The 4,402-nt window shown below is 40.7% G+C and carries 3 protein-coding genes; 1 reads left to right on the forward strand and 2 read right to left on the reverse strand.

The window, feature by feature from the left end; all coding sequences use genetic code 11:
• Positions 1 to 55: 55 nt before the first annotated feature.
• Together IQ264_RS31695 and IQ264_RS31700 are read right to left on the reverse strand one after the other, a co-directional pair.
• Positions 56 to 1,210, reverse strand: coding sequence for a succinate--CoA ligase subunit beta (locus tag IQ264_RS31695; RefSeq protein ID WP_193986594.1), 1,155 nt, complete (start codon positions 1,208 to 1,210; stop codon positions 56 to 58).
• 89 nt (positions 1,211 to 1,299) lie between these two features.
• Positions 1,300 to 2,220: an SDR family NAD(P)-dependent oxidoreductase gene (locus tag IQ264_RS31700; protein ID WP_193986596.1), complete on the reverse strand. Its 921-nt coding sequence runs from the start codon at positions 2,218 to 2,220 to the stop codon at positions 1,300 to 1,302.
• A 188-nt stretch (positions 2,221 to 2,408) separates the two neighbouring features.
• Between IQ264_RS31700 and IQ264_RS31705 the strand changes: the two genes are divergently transcribed.
• On the forward strand, positions 2,409 to 4,349 hold the full coding sequence (locus tag IQ264_RS31705; RefSeq protein WP_193986598.1) for a hypothetical protein: 1,941 nt from the start codon (positions 2,409 to 2,411) through the stop codon (positions 4,347 to 4,349).
• Positions 4,350 to 4,402 lie beyond the last annotated feature (53 nt).

Genomic DNA, 4,402 nt, shown 5'->3' on the forward strand with positions numbered 1-4,402 from the left:
GCCTAAATATTAAATTTAAATGCGTAGCAGTTTATCTACTCTTTCCAGTGGTAGATTAATTTGATGAAGGACGTTTTCCCATTGGTTTTGCCAAAGAAACTGCTCTCGCTACTGCTTCATCTAACTGTTCTAACAAAGTAATTCCCACAGCAGCTAAACGTTCTTTAGCTGCTTCTAAATTACTTCCAACTAAACGCACTACAAAATGAGGATATCCCCCTGCATCATTTTGAGTAAAACTAACAATAACATCGGCGATTTCTTGGCAAGAATCTAGACCATCCATGATATTGATTAGTAATACTTTTATTCCATTTTGATGGCAGGCAATTTCCAAACTTTTTTGTAAGAAAGTGCTAAAAGAACAGGATCGATCTTCTGGTAAACGATTTTCTCCCAAATTAATACAACCGAAAGGTTTGCCGCCTGTTTGGTAGAGCAAATCCAATGTTGCCATTGCCAAACCGCTACCATTACAAATTACACCTATATTCCCATCTAATCCCCAAAAACCATTGCTTTTTCCTTTATTACCGTTGCTGTGTAAATTAACTTTTTCTGCTAAAACTAGCAAGTCAGGATGACGAGCTAAAGCCGCATCATTAACAGTAATTTTGCCATCTAAAGCCATCAATTCTCCAGAAGGGCTAACCCCTAATGGATTAATTTCTACTAGGTCTAAATCCTTTTCTAAAAATAAGTCAAACATTTTTTCAATGATGGCGCTAACTGATTGAATGAGATTCCCCTGTAATCCCATTTTCATTGCTAATCTTCGGGCATAAAAACTGGAAAATTCCTGCTCTACTATCACCTGTTGCAGATGTTTCATCACCAAATCTAAATCTATGCCTCCTTTGGGAGAACCAAGTAAAACGGGACGACGTAAGGAGTAATCTAAAGCTACTGCCAAATATAATTCTTGTTGGACATTGTATCTGGCTTCGGCAAGTAAAACTTCGGGATATTCGCCCATAATTGGTAGACGAAAAATTGTTTGAGCAGCGGCGATCGCATCGATCGTATTTTCCACAAATTTAATCCCCCCAGCTCTTGCCCTACCACCAGTCGGAACTTGAGATTTGAGGACTACTGGATAGGGAATTTCCAAACTTTTGATTTCTCTGGGGTGATCGATTTTTTGGGAAGGCAAAACCGGGATACAAATGTGACGAAATAACTCTTTGGCTTGATATTCTAATAAATCCATTTTTAATTAACTGATAGTTGGTAGTTGGTGGTTGGTCATTAGTCATTAGTCAAGAGATTAAAATTGACAAATGACTAATGACCCATTCCTTACTTTTGAGAAGTTGTTGATTTTTTCCAATCTTCTGCTACTAGATCGATGCCATAAAACTTTTGCCAAAAGCGGTCTACAAATTTTGTAGGTAATACTTTGGTCATCATAAACAACAAAAAATCACCAGCAGTTGCAGCAGTATATCTTGGTCGAGGATTATCATCTGTGAGCGATCTCACAATCACCTGGGCTACTCGTTCCGCAGTCCAAGCGCGACTACTCGTTTGTTCTTGGAGTTTTTCCAACTTGCGGAAAGCGGCGCGGTATGGTGTATTTTCGGGATCTGCGACTGTTTCCGTAACTCCTTGACCAGCGACATCAAAAAATTCCGTAGTCACAGGGCCGGGCTCAATCACGCTAACCTTGATATTGAATGGCTCCAACTCCATACGTAGAGCATCGCTCAGACCTTCGAGAGCGAATTTAGAGGAACTGTACAAACCGCCAAAGGGAAATGCTAACTTTCCTCCCAGAGAGCTAATATTCACAATTCTGCCGCCACCGCGATCGCGCATCACCGGAATTAAAGCCCGAATTAAAGCCAATGGGCCTAATAAATTTACTTCAAACTGCCGCCTTGTTGCCGCCGCCGGAATTAACTCAATTGGCCCCATTTGACCGTAGCCAGCATTATTCACCAAAATATCTACCCCACCGAAACGCAGCACCGCCGCTCGCGCCAAAGCTTCCACTTCCTCAATTTGGGACATATCTGTAGGAACTATCATCACTTCTGCCCCAGCTTTGCTACAGTAATTGGCAACATGAGCCAGCTTTTCTTGGTTACGAGCCGCTAATACCAATCGTATTCCCTGGAATTGTTGGGCCAAAACCTGAGCCAAAGCCGCCCCTATTCCAGCAGAAGCTCCGGTAATTAATACAACTTGTTGAGACAATGGAATGTGGTTTTTAGACATGGCATTAAACTGAAAGATTGATTAAACCAAAATACTTGGCTAATGGCGTACTCTGAATTAAATAGTTGCGATCGTCAGCCAAGAGAACTCGTTATTATTAGGAATTGCATAAATTTAGCCGCAGTTCGCCCATCTCAAGACCAAGATATCAAATTCTTCACGACTCTAAATACATAAGGTGGTGTTATATGCAAACAGCAGTCCGACCCAGTGAACTCCAAGAACTAGCCAAATTTTTACAAGAACGCTTACAAGCAGAATTGGCGGGGGAAGTTCCCCTTCAAGTCAGATGTATGTTGCAAAACGACGTTCTACTGGTGCTGGCGCAACATTCCCAGTCCGTAGCGCCGGAAGCCCAGCCAATATTTCGGGTACTCAAGCAAACAATTCAGCAAGCCCAACCAGAATTTACAGAAAAAGTTCGGCTTTATTTGCGAGCTGTAGGGCAAAAACAACCCCGTGCCTGGGAAGATTTTATCATTGAAAAATCACCTGCTTGGTTAGACAACTTAGAGTTAAATGATGATGATGAGGACGATTTTGATGATTTATTTCGTTGGCTAGGTAAAGCATCTCAAGAAACTGAAGAACCTGAAGAAAACCCGCAAGAAAGTGAGAGAAATTCACTTGTTTCGTCCGAAAAAATTCAGGAGCAAAAGCTGGATGAATCAACATTACTAAACAATTTAGTTATTGCATCTGAAACAGAATCAGACTCTATGGCGGATTTATCTTTGGAAGAACCGCCTAGTCAAACATTACCAGAAACAGAACCGATTTATCAGCCACCAATAGCCCCGAAAAGCCAACAAACCACAAAAACAAAAAGAAAACAGATATCATTGTCACCAAAGTTGGTGATTGCAGCTGCCACAGTGACAATAGTTGCTTTTTTAAGCAGTCTTTATGCCTTTAGTCGTCCTTGTGTCATTGGTTCATGTCCTCAAATTAAAACAGCAAAACAACTTGGTCAAGAATCAACCGAAACTATTAAAAAAGCCAAAACAATTCAAGATTTAGAAAAAGCCAAACAGAAATTAACAACAACTAATCAACTATTAGGAAGTATTCCCTTATGGTCTAGTTATCATGGGGAAGCACAGAAATTATTGTCGAACTATCAAAATCAAGCTAACTCAATCGATCCTGTTTTAATGGCAATGAAAAAGGCAGATGAAGCAGCGGATAGCAGCCAAAATTATCCTCATTCAGCGCAAGAATGGCAGGATATTAACTCACTGTGGAAGCAGTCAGTTGCTTTACTCAAACAAGTCCCCAAAACTAGCCCAGTCTATCCTTTTGCTCAAAAGAAACTGCTGAGTTATCGGGATAATTCAGTAGAAATTAATCAAAAAATTAATTTAGAAGAAACTACCGAAAATAAAATTGCTGCTGCTAAACAAGCGGCACAAACAGCAGAGTTGCGGCAAGTGTCAGCAAAATCATTAGAAAATTGGCAAGAAGTAGAATCAATGTGGGAAAAAGCGATCGCAACTCTAGCATCCATTCCCAGAAATGTCACGGGACATGAAGAAGCTCAGGAATTATTAGATAATTACCAAACCAAATTAGTAGCAGTGCGCGATCGCAGAAATCAAGAACAAATTTCTGTTAACATATACAATCAATCCCTCACCCTCGCCAGCCTCGCCCAAAGCCAAGAACAAAGAAATCAATGGTCAGAAGCAGTATCCAGTTGGCGAAGAGCTTTAACTTATGCTCAACAAGTTCCTCAAGGCACTTTTTACTATACCCAAACTCAACCACTAATTGATAGTTATAGCAGCAGTTTAAATCAAGCTCAAGATAAATTGAAAATTGCCTTAGTTTTGCAAAAAGCTAACACTGACTTAACTCGAGTTTGCAACGTTTCCCCAAAAATTTGCGATTACATAGTCACTCGTCAAGGCATCAAAGTTTATCTCACACCCGCTTATGTAAATAGCGTGAGAAGAACCGCCATGAGTGCTGGCATAAATGGTGATGCTAACACCTTAGCCGGAGTAGACGATCACATCAAAACCTTACAATCAGCACTAGAAGCAATTAGCGAAAATTCCGTTTTACCCCTAGAAATTTACGATCATACCCGCGCTTTAATTGGCAAGTATAATCCTAAACCAAGTTGAGCAGGCAGGGAGCAGGGAGGGGAGCAGAGGGGCAGGGGAGAAGTGAATTGAGC

Source organism: [Phormidium] sp. LEGE 05292 (assembly GCF_015207735.1).
GTDB lineage: Bacteria > Cyanobacteriota > Cyanobacteriia > Cyanobacteriales > Aerosakkonemataceae > Floridanema.

Coding starts and splice junctions, on each gene's coding strand:
- IQ264_RS31695 (WP_193986594.1), bottom strand. CDS start 1,210: ATGGATTTATTAGAATATCAAGCCAAAGAGTTATTTCGTCACATTTGT.
- IQ264_RS31700 (WP_193986596.1), bottom strand. CDS start 2,220: ATGTCTAAAAACCACATTCCATTGTCTCAACAAGTTGTATTAATTACC.
- IQ264_RS31705 (WP_193986598.1), top strand. CDS start 2,409: ATGCAAACAGCAGTCCGACCCAGTGAACTCCAAGAACTAGCCAAATTT.